This is a genomic window from Nonomuraea sp. NPDC003201 (genome assembly GCF_053590415.1).
Window position 1 is genome coordinate 1 of the sequence record NZ_JBSFTC010000043.1, and the last position, 13,175, is coordinate 13,175.

The 13,175-nt window shown below is 72.3% G+C and carries 13 protein-coding genes; 6 read left to right on the plus strand and 7 right to left on the minus strand.

The annotated features are described in order from the left end of the window. Positions 1-229: ArsR/SmtB family transcription factor (locus tag ACWDX9_RS18325; protein WP_449955095.1), on the plus strand; the 229-nt coding region annotated here is incomplete at its 5' end. Here the strand turns inward: ACWDX9_RS18325 and ACWDX9_RS18330 are convergent. Both ACWDX9_RS18330 and ACWDX9_RS18335 read right to left on the minus strand, forming a co-directional pair. After that, positions 220-1,218 carry a terpene synthase family protein gene (locus ACWDX9_RS18330; RefSeq protein WP_449955098.1) on the minus strand — a complete coding sequence of 333 codons (999 nt, stop codon included), beginning with the start codon at positions 1,216-1,218 and terminating at the stop codon, positions 220-222. The genes ACWDX9_RS18325 and ACWDX9_RS18330 overlap by 10 nt on opposite strands. Before the next feature lie 32 nt (positions 1,219-1,250). Beyond that, positions 1,251-1,796, minus strand: coding sequence for an EF-hand domain-containing protein (locus tag ACWDX9_RS18335; RefSeq protein ID WP_449955101.1), 546 nt, complete (start codon positions 1,794-1,796; stop codon positions 1,251-1,253). A gap of 153 nt (positions 1,797-1,949) precedes the next feature. Between ACWDX9_RS18335 and glnA the strand changes: the two genes are divergently transcribed. Continuing rightward, the gene (glnA, locus tag ACWDX9_RS18340; protein ID WP_350728779.1) at positions 1,950-3,311 is read left to right on the plus strand and encodes a type I glutamate--ammonia ligase; all 1,362 of its coding nucleotides are present in this window, start codon (positions 1,950-1,952) and stop codon (positions 3,309-3,311) included. Here glnA and ACWDX9_RS18345 read toward each other — a convergent pair. Together ACWDX9_RS18345 and ACWDX9_RS18350 are read right to left on the minus strand one after the other, a co-directional pair. Next, complete coding sequence (locus tag ACWDX9_RS18345) at positions 3,308-3,658, minus strand: YciI family protein (protein WP_449955103.1); 351 nt, start codon at positions 3,656-3,658, stop codon at positions 3,308-3,310. The genes glnA and ACWDX9_RS18345 overlap by 4 nt on opposite strands. A gap of 71 nt (positions 3,659-3,729) precedes the next feature. Beyond that, a complete protein-coding gene (locus ACWDX9_RS18350; protein ID WP_449955106.1) occupies positions 3,730-4,275 on the minus strand; it encodes an AAA family ATPase in 546 nt (181 codons plus the stop codon). Positions 4,276-4,703: 428 nt separating this feature from the next. Here ACWDX9_RS18350 and ACWDX9_RS18355 point away from each other — a divergent pair, with 428 nt between their 5' ends. After that, complete coding sequence (locus ACWDX9_RS18355) at positions 4,704-5,417, plus strand: PaaI family thioesterase (protein WP_449955109.1); 714 nt, start codon at positions 4,704-4,706, stop codon at positions 5,415-5,417. A 78-nt stretch (positions 5,418-5,495) separates the two neighbouring features. Here ACWDX9_RS18355 and ACWDX9_RS18360 read toward each other — a convergent pair whose 3' ends face one another. After that, the gene (locus ACWDX9_RS18360; RefSeq protein WP_449955112.1) at positions 5,496-6,356 is read right to left on the minus strand and encodes an alpha/beta hydrolase; all 861 of its coding nucleotides are present in this window, start codon (positions 6,354-6,356) and stop codon (positions 5,496-5,498) included. Between the two features lie 84 nt (positions 6,357-6,440). Between ACWDX9_RS18360 and ACWDX9_RS18365 the strand changes: the two genes are divergently transcribed. After that, positions 6,441-7,124: a type 1 glutamine amidotransferase gene (locus ACWDX9_RS18365; RefSeq protein WP_449955115.1), complete on the plus strand. Its 684-nt coding sequence runs from the start codon at positions 6,441-6,443 to the stop codon at positions 7,122-7,124. Here ACWDX9_RS18365 and ACWDX9_RS18370 read toward each other — a convergent pair. Further along, complete coding sequence (locus tag ACWDX9_RS18370) at positions 7,102-7,677, minus strand: HXXEE domain-containing protein (RefSeq protein ID WP_449955119.1); 576 nt, start codon at positions 7,675-7,677, stop codon at positions 7,102-7,104. The genes ACWDX9_RS18365 and ACWDX9_RS18370 overlap by 23 nt on opposite strands. Before the next feature lie 41 nt (positions 7,678-7,718). On the opposite strand from ACWDX9_RS18370, the gene ACWDX9_RS18375 reads away from it, so the two are divergent. Both ACWDX9_RS18375 and ACWDX9_RS18380 read left to right on the plus strand, forming a co-directional pair. Then, positions 7,719-10,664 (plus strand): bifunctional [glutamine synthetase] adenylyltransferase/[glutamine synthetase]-adenylyl-L-tyrosine phosphorylase, encoded by a 2,946-nt coding sequence (locus tag ACWDX9_RS18375; RefSeq protein WP_449955122.1) that lies wholly within the window; start codon positions 7,719-7,721, stop codon positions 10,662-10,664. Between the two features lie 47 nt (positions 10,665-10,711). Then, positions 10,712-11,731 carry a hypothetical protein gene (locus tag ACWDX9_RS18380; protein WP_449955125.1) on the plus strand — a complete coding sequence of 340 codons (1,020 nt, stop codon included), beginning with the start codon at positions 10,712-10,714 and terminating at the stop codon, positions 11,729-11,731. Here the strand turns inward: ACWDX9_RS18380 and ACWDX9_RS18385 are convergent. Then, positions 11,715-13,064, minus strand: coding sequence for an aminotransferase-like domain-containing protein (locus ACWDX9_RS18385; RefSeq protein ID WP_449955127.1), 1,350 nt, complete (start codon positions 13,062-13,064; stop codon positions 11,715-11,717). The genes ACWDX9_RS18380 and ACWDX9_RS18385 overlap by 17 nt on opposite strands. Positions 13,065-13,175: the final 111 nt, after the last annotated feature.

Below are 13,175 nucleotides of genomic sequence, written 5' to 3' on the forward strand. Positions count from 1 at the left end.
CGGCGCGCTCGCCGCGCTGATCGGCAGGAGCCGGGCGCAGATCCTGCTCGCCCTCGCCGAGCCCGCCACGACCTCGGCCCTGGCCGCGCGCATGGCGCTCACGCCCGGCGCGGTCAGCCAGCACCTCGGGGTGCTCAGCGGCGGCGGGCTCACGGTGGGGATGCGGGTCGGCAAACAGGTCGTCTACCGCCGCACCCCCACCGGCGACACGCTGGCGGGTCACGCGTAGCGCTTGGACTCCAGCAGCCAGTCGAGGTGGGCGCGCGGCGCCGCCAGGTACGCGCAGGCGACCTTGCTGACGTCCCTCGCCTCCTTCGGCGCCAGATCATCCAGCGGCAGCCGCCTGGCGGCCTTGTGCATGTCCTGGCAGCGCGCGGCGATCCGGTCGAGCACCCAGGCCGTCGCCTCCCGCTCGCCCAGCCCGAGCTGGCGCATCGCGAGCACCACGAAGTTGTGCACGTCGCCGCGCTCCTTCGGCCTGGAGGCCACGTCGTTGCACCACGCCGTGACGTCGCTGCACGCGCTCACCAGCTGCTGCCACGGCTCGCACTCGTGCACCCAGACGGGCACCTCGACCCGCAGGCACGGCTCGACCAGGTCATAGAGGTACGGCCCCACGGTGCCCCTGCGCAGTGCCGGATATTCCTCCAGCGTCGGCATCCGGCCCGCCGCCCGGTTGTCGGCCTCGGTACGGCACGCGTCGTGCTGGCGCCGCAACCCGACCGCGAACCTGGCCCGCCACCGGTCGCTCATCCGCGCGCTCGTCACCCGCCACAGGTCCGCGAACGCCGCCTCCAGCGGATGCCGGGCCGCGCCCCTGAGCATGCCGTCGAAGATGTCCAGCGGGCAGGAGCCCTCGTCCAGCTCGTCGTCCAGGTGGAACAGCCACGTCAGCCACTGCGCGAACAGCGCCGCCGCGGCAGCGTCGAACTCGGCGAACGCCCGGCCCGCCATCCGGTGGTAGCCCACGCCCGGGGCGGCCCGCAGCCCGGTCCTCCTGGCCCAGTCGATGACCGCGGCCTCGATCGCGTACACGGCCGGGTGCATCCGGCACGGGGCCGCCATCGCGGGCACCCGCTCGGTGAGCGGCAGCAGCGCCATCGCGGCCGAGCCGCCCCTGCGCGGCAGCGGCAGCACCGAGGTCAGGGCCGAACGCAGCGCGGTACGCACCGTCGCGAACACGGTGGTGCCCGCGGTGGTGTTCTCAGTGCTCTTCACAGTGGTCTTCACAGTGGTCTTCACGCCCGCCCTCACAGCGGGCCGAAGAGCCAGTTGCCGGCGGCATTGGGGTCGGCGCCGCGGTAGTAGTCGGAGGCGGCCAGGACCAGCTCGTCCACGGTGAGCGTGCCCCTGCCCGCGCGGTCGAGGCGGTCGAAGGCCGCGTCGACGTCGTCGTACGCCACGCCGAACGCGCTCAGCATCGTGCGGAAGTCGCCCGGGCCGATCTCCCCGTCGCCGTCGCCGTCGCACAGTTCGGCGACCGCCACCGTCGCGGGCCTGAACACCGCGTCGTACTGGTCGCCCGTGACGAACGCCGCCACCATCCCGGCCCGGAAGTCCGGGCGCGCGATCCCGAAGTCGATGTCGCGTTCGAGCGCCTTCGACAGCGCCGACCAGATCTCGTCGAAGCCGTCGACGAGGCTGGCCCCGGTGACCGAGGTGGGGGACTCCCCGAAGCCCACCAGGATGCGGGCGCCCAGACCCAGCAGGTCCTCCCGCTCGACGACGCCGTTGCCACTCGCGTCTATGTGGTCGAATGCCCGATCTAGCTTGTGATTGAGCAGGTCGATGGCCACCAATGCCTCCCCCGAGACTGACTGCGTGATCACAGTAAGCTCGGGGCGGGGCCTTTGTCAGCGAGGCTCGCACCGGCACCCCCCGTAACGTGTGCGAAACACGGGCGCGGCATGCTGGTAGCTGGACCTGTACGGACAGATAGAGGGGACGCCGTGGACCGCCAGCAGGAGTTCGTGCTCCGCACGCTCGAGGAACGCGACATCCGGTTCATCCGGCTGTGGTTCACTGACGTGCTCGGTTTCCTCAAGTCAGTGGCCATCGCCCCGGCCGAGCTGGAAGGCGCGTTCGCCGAGGGCATAGGTTTCGACGGCTCGGCCATCGAGGGTTTCGCGCGTGTCTACGAGTCCGACATGCTCGCCAAGCCTGACCCGGCCACGTTCCAGATCCTGCCCTGGCGCAGCGAGACGCCGGGCGCGGGCCGCATCTTCTGCGACATCCTGATGCCGGACGGCTCGCCGTCGCACGCCGACCCGCGCTGGGTGCTCAAGCGCACGCTCGCCAAGTGCGCCGACATGGGCTTCACCTTCTACACCCACCCGGAGATCGAGTTCTTCCTGCTGAAGAACCGCCCGGAGGGCAGCGAGCGGCCCGAGCCGATCGACTCCGGCGGCTACTTCGACCACACGCCGCACAGCGCGGGCCACGACTTCAGGCGCCAGGCGGTGCTGATGCTGGAGTCGATGGGCATCTCGGTGGAGTTCAGCCACCACGAGGGCGCCCCCGGCCAGCAGGAGATCGACCTGCGCTACGCCGACGCGCTGACCACGGCCGACAACATCATGACCTTCCGCCTGGTCATGAAGGAGGTCGCCCTGGAGCAGGGCATCTGGGCCTCCTTCATGCCCAAGCCGTTCACCGAGCACCCCGGCTCCGGCATGCACACCCACATGTCGCTGTTCGAGGGCGACCGCAACGCCTTCTACGAGGCCGGATCCGAATACCGGCTGTCCAAGATCGGCCGCTCGTTCATCGCCGGGCTGCTCAAGCACGCCGCCGAGATCACCGCCATCACCAACCAGTGGGTCAACTCCTACAAGCGGCTCTGGGGCGGCGCCGAGGCCATCGCGGGTCAGGGCGGCGAGGCGCCCTCCTACGTGTGCTGGGGCCACAACAACCGCTCCGCGCTGGTCCGGGTGCCGATGTACAAGCCGCACAAGGGCGGCTCGACGCGCATCGAGTTCAGGTCGCTCGACTCGGCGTGCAACCCGTACCTCGCCTTCGCGCTGATCCTGGCCGCGGGCCTGAAGGGCATCGAGGAGAGCTACGAGCTGCCCGCCGCCGCCGAGGACAACGTGTGGACGCTGACCAGCGCCGAGCGGCGGGCCCTCGGCATCCAGCCGCTGCCCGGCTCCCTCAACGACGCGATCGCGGTGATGGAGCAGAGCGAGCTGGTGGCCGAGACACTCGGGGAGCACGTCTTCGACTTCTTCCTGCGCAACAAGCGCGCGGAGTGGCGCGAATACCGGCGGCACGTCACCGAGTTCGAGCTCGGCCGCTACCTGCCGGTGCTCTAGACGGCTCCCTGAAACTCGCGGACCTCGATGGGCAGCAGGGCCACGGCCCCCGCCAGCTTGCGGGCCCATTCCAGGGCCGCGTCCATGTCGGGCGCCTTGATGATCGTGAATCCGCCGATGTGCTCCTTGCCCTCCACGTAAGGGCCGTCGGTGGTGAGCGGCTCGCCGTCGCTGATCCGCACCACGCGGGCGCTGGAGGGTGGCTGGAGCGCGCCCGAGAAGACCCAGACGCCCGCGTCCCGCATCTCCTGTTCGACGGCGCCGATGTCGCGCATGATCGGGTCCAGGACCTCGGGCGGAGGCGGGGGCCCGTCCGGCTGCTGCATGCTGAGCACGTACTGCTTCATGTGACTTTTCCTTTCCGTCACCTCTCACACGAACGCGGTGCGGCCGTATCGACATCCGGCGCGCGGAAATCTCATCGCGTGCGTGTCGGCGTCCGGTCGAACACGATCTCCTGGAGCAGCCCGGCCTGGACCCGGTCGACGATGAACGCGCCGGTGGCGGGCCCGGGGTCGCCGGACTTCACCCTGGCCGACAGGCTCTCCCACCTGCGCTGATGGCGCGCGAACGTCCTGGGCGCGACCAACCGGCCCCTGGCCGCCTGCCCCGCCAGCGCCTCCTCCGGCGGCGCGTCGAGCAGGAGCAGGTGGAAGCTCGCCCGGTGTCTGCGGGCCAGCCAGGCGAAACCCCGCAGCACGTACGGCGCGCAGCCCCGGTTGTGGGCGATGATCGAGTGCCCCAGGACCAGGGCGCGGCGGATGCGGCTCAGGTGGGTGACGAAGACCACGGCGCGTCGTAACGGACCGGGGGCCCAGCCGAGCCGCTCGTGCCAGTGCCGCTTGGACTGGTAGGTGTCGATCACCACGACCGCGCCGACGGTGACGGGCAGGCTCTCCGCGCCGTGCAGTCCGTACAGGCGCCGCAGCAGCGTGGTCTTCCCCGCGCCCGGCAACCCCGTCAAGATGACCAGCGACCCCGGCGGAAACCGCAACCTCGCCGCCTGCACAGACCCACCCCCGCTTCTGTCGTGTTGCTTACAGCTTCTCCGAGGTTGGCCCCGGACGCGCACTTGGGATCGGCGGTTTTGTCACGGGCCAAGGGAAACCCGGGATAGGGTAAAGGGAACGCCTTGATCGGCCTCACATCGGGGAAGCCCGGAGTGGGGCCGATTTTCGTTGCTTCTAACCTCCAGGTCACATCCCGGCGATGTGTGGCGCATAGCGTGTCGGTGGGTGGGAAGTTTCGGGCCCCTTCGAGGCGTTATGTGGTGGTGTCGATCAGCCTCAGGACCCCCGAGATCTGGTGAAACCGGGCGTCCAGTAAAATCGGCCTGCTTCTATTGACATTTCTGGACTTGTCGCCGTATGTGGCGATATTGGAGGGTGTGGCATGACGACGTCTGCCCTGCAGACAGTGCTGACGGTTCCGGAGCGCTTCCGGGGCCCGGCGGGAGTCGCCAACGGCGGCTGGATCGCGGGCACCATGGCGGAGGCGCTGAACGGGGGCCGATCAGCGGTCGAGGTCACGTTGCATGCGCCGACCCCTTTGCGAACCGAGTTGCGCCTGGAGCACGTCGCCAACTCCGTCTCCCTCTATGACGGCGACAAGCTGCTGGTCGAGGCCATCCCCGTGGCCGAGGACCTGGAGGGCCCGGGGTTCGTGCCGTTCAACGACGCGGCCCGCGCCGAGGCGGGGTTCGTGGGCCTGAAGGCGCACCCGTTCGCCGAGTGCTTCGCCTGCGGGCTGCGCGAGCCCGGTGACGGCCTGCGCATCTTCCCCGGCCCGGTGGAGGGCACGGACCTGGTGGCGGCCGGCTGGCGGGTGCCGTTCACGGTGACGGGCGAGGACGGCGTGCCCGCCTCGATCGTGGGCGCCGTGCTCGACTGCATCACCGGCTGGGCCCACTTCGGCCCGGGCGAGAGCGCGCTGCTCGGCCGCCTGGCCGTGCAGATCCACCGCCCGGTCCACCCCGGCGGCCGCTACTCCGTCGTGGCCCGCCCGACCGGCCGCGAGGGCCGCAAGATGTACGGCCAGAGCGCCATCTACGAGGCGGACGGCACGCTGGTCGCCGCCGCCCGCGCCACCTGGATCGCTCCACGCTGACCTGCGGTCCCGGCGAACTCGGAGAACGGCCCCTGAGCACCGCTCGGGGGCCGTTCCGCGTCCACGGCCGGCGCCTTGTCAGGAGGAGCCGGTGAGGTGGGTGACGACGGACGAGACGCAGCGGTCGTCGAACAGGATCGTGTAGTGGTTGCAGTCCGGGATCACCTCGTCCCGCAGCCCCGGGAGGCGGGCGGACCAGGGGCGGGCCAGTTCGTCGGGCAGCATGCCGACGTCCTGGTTGAGCAGGCCGCGCGGCGCCCTGAGCAGGGACAGCGGTGACGTGATGGCGGTCAGGGCGGTGGCGATGGCCTCCGACTCCAGGCGCAGCCAGCGTCCGTCCTGCAGCACCGCCTCCGGGGCCACCCGCGACCGGAGCGCCCCGTCCGGGCCCGTCAGGTCATAGCGGACGTACGCCTCCACGTCGGTGTTCCAGTGGCCGGCGAAGGCCGGATGCGCCTTGAAGAAGTCGACGTAGGCGTCCGCGGTGGGGAACGTCTGGCGCAGCCGGGCGAGCGCCGGACCGAGCGTGGCCTCCATCGCCTCGTCGGCGTCCACCCCCTCGGGCAGCGGGGGGAAGGGCAGGCCGCCGTCCACCAGCACGACCCGCGCGAAGTCCCGCTCCGCGGCGGCCAGGGCGGCCACGTACGCGCCCATCGAGTGCCCCGTCAGCACCGCGTCCGGGCCCGCCCCCACGTGGTCGGCGACGCGCAGCACGTCCTCGGCGTGCCTCGGCAGCCCGTACGGCCCGGGCAGCGAGGCGCTGTGCCCGCGACCGCGCAGGTCCATGGCGACCATCGACCACTCCCCGGGCAGCCGCCGCGCCACCGCGCCCCAGGCCATCAGGGAGGCCGTGATCCCGTGGACCGCGATGATCGTGCGCGGTCCCGTGCCGAACCTGGCGATCCGCAGACCGCCGACGTCGTCCAACTCGAAGCTCATGGTCGGAGCTTAGGCATCCGGGTGATCGGGCGGGCAGGGGGGCGGTGTGGGGAATTGTAGTGATATTCCGGATAATGCCCTGATATGCGTATCACCGTTGTTCAGCACGAGGACGAGGCCGGGCTCGGATACCTCGGTGACTGGCTGGGGCTGCCCTGTGACGTCGTCCGGCCGTACCTCGGCGAGGAGATCCCCGCGCGCCCGGCGGACGGGTTGATCGTGCTCGGCGGCGCGGCGGCCGCCTGGGAGGACGAGCGGAGTCCCTGGCAGCCCGCCACCCGCGACCTGCTGCGCCGGGCCGTGGAGGAGGGCACGCCCACGCTGGCCATCTGCCTGGGGGCGCAGTTATTGACCCTGGCCTGCGGCGGCACCGTCGAGCGGGGGACGAACGGGCTCGAAGTGGGCGCCTGCGAGGTGGTCGCGCTGCCCGCGGCCGCCGATGACCGGCTGCTGGCCGGGGTCGGGACGGCGGTGGCCGTCCAGTACCACCAGGACGTGATGACGCGGCTGCCCGACGGCGCGGTGCCGCTGATGGCCGGGGCGCAGTACCCGAACCAGGCCTACCGGCTGGGGGAGGCCGCGTGGGCGATCCAGTTCCACCCCGAGGCCACGCCGGAGATCTTCATGTCCTGGACCGACGGGTCGGGGCTGGACGCGGCCGAGGAGCTCAACGCCGCGGTCAAGACCGCCGAGAGCGCGCTCGTGGCCACCTGGCGGCCGGTGGCGGAGGCGTTCGCGGAGGTGGTCAGGACCGGCGGCCGCGCCTGAACCACCGCGTCCGCCCGGCCCCGGCCGTGTCCGAGCAGACGGCCCCATCCGGGCGGGGCCGGGTCAGGGCGTGGGCCGCGGCGTGCACGCCGGCCAGCACGACGGGGAGCGCGGCCAGGCCCGCCCAGCCCGACGCCCCCGTCCGTACCGGCACCCCTTCGGCCCGCAGCCGCCGCCAGGCCCACACCGAGAACGGGATGACCACCACGGGCGCGGTCACCGCCCCCGGCGTGTACCCCCGCGTCACCGCAGCCTGCGCCAGGTGCATCACCCCGTGCGCCCCGAACCCCAGCAGCGCCGCCTGGAACGCCGGGCTCCGCCCGCCCGTACGCGCCCCCAGCGCCGAGGCCCCCGCCATCACCCCGCCCATGAGGCCGATGGCCACGTTCACGTGCCGCTGCGAGACCTCCAGCCGCTCCCACGGCACCCACGGCAGCCGCTCCTCCAGCCGGGGCCGGGCCGAACGCGTCCAGCCCGCCATGGTCGCCAGCTCCTCCACGTCGTGCACCGCCCACGCGGCCAGCAGGCCCCACGTGACGGCAGAGGGAACCATCGCCGATCGCCTCCCAAAATGCAACGCAACGTTGCGTTTCTATGCTACGGCCGAAGTCCTGTCAAGATGGAGGGGTGCCCAGGATCGAATCCACCGCCGCGCGGCTGGCGAGGCTCGGCTTCGCCGACGGCGCCAGGGCCGCCCAGCTCGTCCGGCAGGCCGGAGCAGAAGTGGACGACCTCCTGGAGTTCCTGGTGGACGTGGCCGACCCCGACGAGGCGCTGGTCTCGCTGACCCGCCTGGCCGAGCGCGATCCCGCCGTGCTCGACGTCCTGCGCCGCGACGAGGGGCTGCGTACGAGGCTGCTGGCCGTCCTGGGCGTCAGCGCCGCGCTCGGCGACCATCTGGTGCGCCACCCCGGCCAGGTCGCGCTCCTGGCCGCGCCGCTGCCGGGCGACGCGCGGGCTGAGCTGCTCAAGGCGGTCGGCGCGCGGCCGGGGGAGGCCGCCACCGCCGAGCGCCCGCTGGAGGCGCTGCGCGTGGCCTACCGGGGCCGGCTGCTGCACCTGGCCGCCCGCGACCTCACCGGAGAGGCCACGCTGGCCGAGGTCATGGCGGAGCTGTCCGAACTCGCGGGCGCCGCGCTGGAGGCCGCGCTGGCCATCGCCCGGGCCGAGGTCGACGACGGCGAGGTACGCCTGGCGGTCATCGGCATGGGCAAGTGCGGCGCCAGGGAGCTCAACTACATCAGCGACGTCGACGTGATCTTCGTGGCCGAGCCGCGCGAGGGCGCCGACGAGACCAAGGCACTGCGCACCGCGACCCGGCTGGCCCAGGCCATGATGCGGGCCTGCTCCGCCACCACGTCCGAGGGCTCCCTGTGGGAGGTGGACGCGGGCCTGCGGCCGGAGGGCAGGTCGGGCCCGCTGGTGCGCACGCTCGGCAGCCACCTGGCCTACTACCGGCGCTGGGCCAAGACGTGGGAGTTCCAGGCGCTGCTCAAGGCCCGGCCGGTCGCGGGCGACATGGAGCTCGGCTCGGCCTACGTCGAGGCGGTCAACGACCTCGTGTGGACGGCGGCCACGCGCGAGCACTTCGTCGAGGACGTGCAGGCCATGCGGCGCCGGGTCGAGGCCCACGTGCGCGCCGAGGGCGACCGCCAGCTCAAGCTGGGGCCGGGCGGGCTGCGCGACATCGAGTTCGCGGTGCAGCTGCTCCAGCTCGTCCACGGCAGGCTCGATCCGCTGCTGCGCCGCAGGGCCACGCTGCCCGCGCTGGCGGCGCTGTCCCGGGGCGGCTACGTCGGCCGCGACGACTCGCGCGGGCTGGCGGAGGCGTACTCGTACCTGCGCCAGATCGAGCACCTCCTGCAGCTCCACCGGCTGCGGCGCACCCACATCGTGCCCACGGACGAGTCCGACCTGCGCAGGCTGGGCCGCGCGCTCGGCATGCAGACCGACCCGGTGGGGGAGTTCACGGCGCGGTGGCGGCGGCACGCCATGGAGGCGCGGCGGCTGCACGAGAAGCTGTTCTACCGGCCGCTGCTCCAGGCGGTGTCGCGGCTGCAGGAGTCGGAGGCGCGGCTGTCGACCACGGCGGCCAAGGCCAGGCTCGAAGCGCTCGGCTACGTCGATCCCACCGGCGCGCTGCACCACATCGCCGCCCTCAGCGCGGGCGTGTCCAGGCGGGCGGCCATCCAGCGCACGCTGCTGCCCGTCATGCTGGGGTGGTTCGCCGACACGCCCGACCCGGACGCGGCGCTGCTCGGGTTCCGGCAGGTCAGCGACAAGCTGGGCAGCACTCCCTGGTATCTGCGGCTGCTGCGCGACGAGACCGCGGTGGCCTCCAGGATGTCGCGCGTGCTCGGCACGAGCCGCTACGCGACCGGCCTGATCATGAACGCGCCCGAGGCGGTCGCGATGCTGGGCTCGGACGACGAGCTCGCCGTACGCTCCCGGGAGTCGCTGGCCGGCGAGGCCTCGGCGGCGGTCTCCAGGCACCAGGGCGACCCCGAGCCGGCCGTCGCGGCCGTGCGGGCGCTGCGGAGAAAAGAGCTGTTCCGGACGGCCGTGGCCGACATCTTCCGGCTCATCGACATCGAGACGGTCGGCGGCGCCCTGTCGTCCCTGACCGACGTGACCCTCCAGGCCACCCTCGACGTCGCCCTCGCCAAGGTCCCCCGCGTCACGAGGTTCGCCATCATCGCGATGGGCCGGCTCGGCGGCATGGAGAGCTCCTACGCGAGCGACGCCGACGTCATGTTCGTGCACTCGCCGCTGCCGGGCGTGGCGGAGCGCGAGGCCACCGACGCCGCCTTCGCCGTGGCCAACGAGGTGCGCCGGCTGCTCTCGCTGCCCGCCCCCGACCCGCCCCTGATCATCGACCCCGACCTGCGTCCCGAGGGGCGTCAGGGGCCCCTGGTGCGGACGATGGCCTCCTACCGCGCCTATTACGCGCGCTGGTCGTCGCCGTGGGAGTCGCAGGCGCTGCTGCGGGCCAGGTTCTCGGCGGGCGACGCGGAGCTGGGGCGGGAGTTCACCTCGATGGTCGACGAGCTGCGCTACCCGAAGGGCGGCCTGCACGACGACGCGGTCAGGGAGATCAGGCGGCTCAAGGCCCGCATGGAGGCCGAGCGCCTGCCGCGCGGCGCCGACCCCGGCCTGCACACCAAGCTGGGCCCCGGCGGGCTGTCCGACGTGGAGTGGGTGGCTCAGCTCCTGCAACTGCGGTACGCGGGCACGCTGGGGTCGCTGCGCACCACCCGCACGCTCGACGCCCTGCGCGCGGCCGTGGCCGAGGGCCTGCTCGCCCCGGCTGACGAGGCCGTGCTGGCCGAGGCGTGGCGCTTCGCCTCCCGCATCCGCGACGCGATCATGCTGGTCAAGGGCCGCCCGGGCGACAGCGTCCCGCGCGACTCGGGCGAGCGGAAGCTGATCGCCCAGACGCTCGGCTACCCGCCGGACGGCTCGGAGGACTTCCTCGACGACTACCGCCGCGTGACCCGCCGCGCACGACACGTGATGGACCGAGTTTTCTACGGGGCTTGATCGGCGGCGCGTACGGGTGTATCAAAGCCCGCGTGTTATCCGTTTACGTGGATTTGGCCCTGGGCCTGGCGGTGTCGTTCCTGCTGCTGTCGCTGCTGGTGAGCGGGCTCAACGAGGCGTTCGTGCGGATGCTCGCCATCCGCAGCAAGTTCCTGTGGGCCTACCTCAGGGACACCATGGACGGTTCCGACGCGCAGGGCAGGTCGTGGCTGCCCGCCAAGGTGCGTGACGTCTTCGCGGCGCTGCCCTTCGTGCGCGACCCCCGTCCCAAACACAGCGACCAGCCCTCGCCCCCCGAGCCGGGGGAGCTGCCGGCGCAGGAGACCAAGGCCGAGGACGCCATGGTCAACCTGCTCTACCAGCGGGTCCAGGAGATCGACCATCCGAAGAAGGGCCGTACCAGCATCTCCAACATCCCGCCGGCGCGCTTCGCGGTGGCCATGATGGAGCTGGCCGCGGGGGACCCGGACGGGGTCGAGGGGTTCCTGGAGAAGCTCAAGGCCATGCGCAGCCCGCTCTACGGCCACCTCAAAGGTGTGTGGGAGACCGCGCAGCGCGACCTCGACCGGTTCCGGCAGGGGGTGGAGAGCTGGTTCGACGGCGAGATGCAGCGGCTGTCCATGCTCTACAAGCGCTACGTCAAGTGGGTCGTGGCCGTGCTCGGCGTGGTCGTGACGCTGGTGTTCACGATGGACGGGCTGGAGTACGCCAAGACGCTGTTGCGCGACAACGCCTTCCGCGCCTCGGTGACGGCCGTGGCGGGGTCGGGGACGGACGCGTACAACGAGCTCAAGGCACGCTGTACGGGCGGCGACCCGGTGCCGTGCGTCACCGAGACGCTCAGCCAGCCCGCGCTGGTCAAGATGCTCGACCATGCGCTGGTCAGCGTGTCGATCCCGGCGGAGGGCGACCCGTCCGTGCACTGGAACGGCGGCCTGTGGTGGCAGCGGATCACCACGCCCAGCCACTGGCCCGGCTTCCTGCTGACGTACGTGGCGCTGCTGTTCGGGGCGTCGTTCTGGTGGGACGTGCTGCGCCGCCTGACCGGGATCAAGAGCCGCCGCTGAGCCCGCCCCTGGCCGCCAGGGTGATCACGTCGGCCAGGGCCGCCAGCTCGCCGGGGTCGTCGGTGAGCCGGGCCGTGGCCAGGCGCAGGTGGTGCGTGGTCGCGGGGCCGATCACGTACCGGCTGCCGGCCGCCACGGAGATGCCGTGTGCGGCCAGGGTGACCAGCGCCGCCGACTCCTCGCGCACCGGCACCCACAGGACCAGCCCGTCGCCGCCGCCGGTGGGCACGCCGCGCTCGGCCAGCTCCGACTTCAGCCGCGCCCGCCGCCCGGCGTAGACCGTGCGGGCGTGCGCCACGCGCTCGCGCACCTCCTCGTCCCCGAGCAGGTGGGCCAGCGTGTCCTGCAGGATCCTGCTGGTCCAGCCGATGCCGAAGCTCCGCAGCACGCGCACCCGTTCGACCGCGTCCGCCGCCCCGCCGATGATCGCGATGCGCAGGTCGGGGCCGTGCGACTTGGAGTACGAGCGCACCAGCACCGTGCGGTCGGGGAAGCGCGTCCCCATGCTCACCATCGGCGAGACCGACAGCTCGCCGATCCCGTCGTCCTCCACGATGAGCGTCGAGGTCGGCTCCAGCAGCGCGGCCAGCTCGGCCGAACGCTCGGCGGTCACGGCGTGGCCGCAGGGCGACTGGCCGCGCGGCTGGTACACGAACGCCACCGGCCTGGCCCGCAGCGCCTTGGCCAGCGACTCGGGGATGGGCCCCTGCTCGTCGCAGGCCACCGGCACGATCTGGACGCCGATCGTCTCCAGGATGTCCAGCAGCCGGGCGGCGGTCGGCTCCTCGATCGCGATCCGGTCGCCGGGCAGCGCGGTCGTCTGGCAGAGCAGCTGCACCCCCTCGTACCCGCCGCCGACCGCGAGCCAGCCCTGCGCGGGGAACGGCCAGTCCGGCTCCACGGCGGCGCGCAGCCGCGGCGTGATCGTCTCGCGGGCGTAGTCGTTGAGCCCCTCCGCGCCGGCCGCGGCGATCAGCGCGGCCTCCAGCGGCGGCAGCAGCGCCGGGTCGGGGGAGGCGATGGCCAGGTCGATCGCCAGCCGGTCGCCCCAGTGGCCGATGCGCTCGTAACGGATGGGACGGGGCACGTCGGGCGGCCCGAGCACCACCGTGCCGCGGCGGCGATCGGTGTGGATCACCCCGTGCCGCCGCAGCTCCGACCAGGCCTCCGCGACGGTCCCCGAGCTGACGCCCAGCTCCCTGGCCAGGCTGCGCACGGTCGGCAGGCGCGTCTGCGCGGTGACCGTGCCCTGCCTGATCAGGTCGGTCAGGGCGGCGGCGATCCCGCGTGCGGTCGGCTCGCCGATGCGCTGCGCCAGCCAGGCGGATTCCACATGACCTCCTGTAAATCTTTGTTCAGCAACAAAGATCTTCTTGTGTGGGGCGTTGCCTGAACATAAGGTTTCCAGCAATTCAAAGCAAGGGAACTTTGGGGTGTTTGTGCA

Coding starts and splice junctions, on each gene's coding strand:
- ACWDX9_RS18360 (WP_449955112.1), bottom strand. CDS start 6,356: ATGAGCTTCGAGTTGGACGACGTCGGCGGTCTGCGGATCGCCAGGTTC.
- ACWDX9_RS18345 (WP_449955103.1), bottom strand. CDS start 3,658: ATGAAGCAGTACGTGCTCAGCATGCAGCAGCCGGACGGGCCCCCGCCT.
- ACWDX9_RS18365 (WP_449955115.1), top strand. CDS start 6,441: ATGCGTATCACCGTTGTTCAGCACGAGGACGAGGCCGGGCTCGGATAC.
- ACWDX9_RS18370 (WP_449955119.1), bottom strand. CDS start 7,677: ATGGTTCCCTCTGCCGTCACGTGGGGCCTGCTGGCCGCGTGGGCGGTG.
- ACWDX9_RS18355 (WP_449955109.1), top strand. CDS start 4,704: ATGACGACGTCTGCCCTGCAGACAGTGCTGACGGTTCCGGAGCGCTTC.
- ACWDX9_RS18375 (WP_449955122.1), top strand. CDS start 7,719: ATGCTACGGCCGAAGTCCTGTCAAGATGGAGGGGTGCCCAGGATCGAA.